The sequence below is a fragment of the Arsenophonus sp. ENCA genome (assembly GCF_002287155.1).
GTDB lineage: Bacteria > Pseudomonadota > Gammaproteobacteria > Enterobacterales > Enterobacteriaceae > Arsenophonus > Arsenophonus nilaparvatae.
Map to the genome: position 1 here is coordinate 1 of NZ_NHNG01000554.1, position 1,216 is coordinate 1,216.

Annotated in this window: 1 protein-coding gene and 1 pseudogene; one reads left to right on the top strand and one right to left on the bottom strand. The window is 51.1% G+C overall.

Annotated elements, in window-relative coordinates; translation table 11 throughout:
• Positions 1-926 (top strand): DUF3102 domain-containing protein (locus CBG25_RS14345; RefSeq protein ID WP_290607461.1); only part of this gene is annotated, 926 nt, incomplete at its 5' end.
• Between the two features lie 29 nt (positions 927-955).
• Here CBG25_RS14345 and CBG25_RS14350 read toward each other — a convergent pair.
• Positions 956-1,216, bottom strand: a pseudogene (locus tag CBG25_RS14350) (DNA adenine methylase); the annotation flags it as partial.

Consider the following 1,216-nt stretch of genomic DNA (forward strand, 5'->3'; position numbering starts at 1 on the left):
CCCAACAGGAGGTAATGGCACGTTTTGGGGATGGTCTACCCTATGAGCGCGAGCGCATTGTGCATGAGGCGCGCTTTTATATGGCACAGAGTGCCGAAGCCATGCTGGAGGCGGGGAAACGGCTAATTATTCTTAAAGAGAATGAGCCTTATGGGGAATTCACAAAAATATTAACAGAACAGTTAGCGTTAACTAATGGAACAGCACATCGCATGATGCAGGCATCTATCAAATACCTTTCGCCTAGATTGCAGTCAGAATTACCATCGCTGGTAAAACTTGGAAAAACCAAACTTTATGAGCTGATGTTAGAAGACGACGAAGACCTCGCCGAGCTGGCTGAAGGCGGCACCATCGCAGGCCTAACGCTGGATGAGGTTGATCGCATGTCGGTACGGGAATTACGTGCCGCATTACGCAAAGATGAAGCGGCGCTTAAACGCAGTCAGCAACTGGTGGTCGAAAAAGAGAAACAACTGCAACAGTTGAGCCAGCAACTGGCCGGCAAGACCTCGTCGACGGCTTCGAGCGATGAACAGGCCCCGCTCGATACCCAGCAGTGGGTTACGCTAACGCTAGAAGGGGTGGGAGATCGCCTCAAATCCGAGCGCCTGCGATTGGGACTTAGCCAGGAGATCTTCGCCGAACGCTGTGGCGTTAAAAAACTCACCCAGTACAACTACGAAAAAAGCGAACGTCATCCTGATGCCGCTTATCTGGTCTCCGCTAAAGCATTGGGGGTTGATGTTAATTATTTGATTACAGGTGAGCGCAGCGATGAAGCCAGTGCGCTCGATGTGGTACGCGATGAAGAAGAGGCTGAGGTGCTAACGTTCTTCCGGCACATTCCTGGAGAAACGCGAGAGGTGGCGAAACGTACCCTGGCAGCGATGACTGAGAAAAAAGCAACTCGTCACCGCGCCTAACCTTTCCTCATTCTTGGCTGCGAAAGGGATTATTTAACGGTAATAATCAGCTCACGCCGTTGGGTGGGCTGATTGCTATTAAGACTATAGCGGATCGGGACGCTCTCCATCGCAAAGCCTCGAAACACTGCCCGCATTTCAGGAATATCATTGACCGAAATAATCATCATTCCCGCTAAATCCCGTCCCATACCCGCTAATTTTTCATATTGCTCCAGTCCAAAATCCACGCCATAGCCTTCTGTCCCCCAGTACGGTGGGTCGCAGTAAAACAGCGTGTGCGGACGGTC